Source organism: Bacillus sp. BC08 (assembly GCF_054326875.1).
The window spans coordinates 1-832 of record NZ_JBTGPA010000025.1; the positions used below are offsets into that span (position 1 = coordinate 1).

General features: G+C 47.1%; 5 tRNA genes and 2 rRNA genes. All 7 read left to right on the top strand.

Annotated features, from left to right (window positions below):
* Positions 1 to 127, top strand: a 23S ribosomal RNA gene (locus ACXVYO_RS06245); the annotation flags it as partial.
* Positions 128 to 228: 101 nt separating this feature from the next.
* Positions 229 to 344: ribosomal RNA gene (gene rrf, locus ACXVYO_RS06250) — 5S ribosomal RNA — on the top strand.
* Positions 345 to 349: 5 nt separating this feature from the next.
* Positions 350 to 425, top strand: a tRNA-Val gene (locus ACXVYO_RS06255).
* Positions 426 to 433: 8 nt separating this feature from the next.
* Positions 434 to 517 (top strand) — tRNA-Tyr (locus tag ACXVYO_RS06260).
* An 11-nt stretch (positions 518 to 528) separates the two neighbouring features.
* Positions 529 to 603 (top strand) — tRNA-Gln (locus tag ACXVYO_RS06265).
* Between the two features lie 4 nt (positions 604 to 607).
* Positions 608 to 683: transfer RNA gene (locus ACXVYO_RS06270), tRNA-Lys, on the top strand.
* A gap of 14 nt (positions 684 to 697) precedes the next feature.
* Positions 698 to 778 (top strand) — tRNA-Leu (locus ACXVYO_RS06275).
* Positions 779 to 832: the final 54 nt, after the last annotated feature.

Consider the following 832-nt stretch of genomic DNA (forward strand, 5'->3'; position numbering starts at 1 on the left):
TCAAGATGAGATTTCCCATAGCGTAAGCTAGTAAGATCCCTGAAAGATGATCAGGTTGATAGGTTCGAGGTGGAAGCATGGTGACATGTGGAGCTGACGAATACTAATAGATCGAGGACTTAACCATATAATATGTAGCAAATGTTATCTAGTTTTGAGAGAACATAAAAAACTTGTTGACTTTTAAAGTGAATAAGTTATAATAATGATTGTCTCAAAAGAATAATGTCTGGTAATGATGGCAGAGAGGTCACACCCGTTCCCATACCGAACACGGAAGTTAAGCTCTCTAGCGCCGATGGTAGTTGGGACCTTGTCCCTGTGAGAGTAGGACGTTGCCAGGCAAAACGGAGGATTAGCTCAGCTGGGAGAGCACCTGCCTTACAAGCAGGGGGTCGGCGGTTCGATCCCGTCATCCTCCACCATATATGTCGGAGGGGTAGCGAAGTGGCTAAACGCGGCGGACTGTAAATCCGCTCCTTCGGGTTCGGCAGTTCGAATCTGCCCCCCTCCACCATTCTTAATTAATGGGCTATAGCCAAGCGGTAAGGCAACGGACTTTGACTCCGTCATGCGCTGGTTCGAATCCAGCTAGCCCAGCCATTAAGAGCCATTAGCTCAGTTGGTAGAGCATCTGACTTTTAATCAGAGGGTCGAAGGTTCGAATCCTTCATGGCTCACCATTTTAACAAAATATGCGGGTGTGGCGGAATTGGCAGACGCACTAGACTTAGGATCTAGCGCCTTTGGCGTGGGGGTTCGACTCCCTTCACCCGCACTTTTAATAAAATAACTCAAACATGTCTTGCGGAAGTAGTTCAGTGGTAGAATA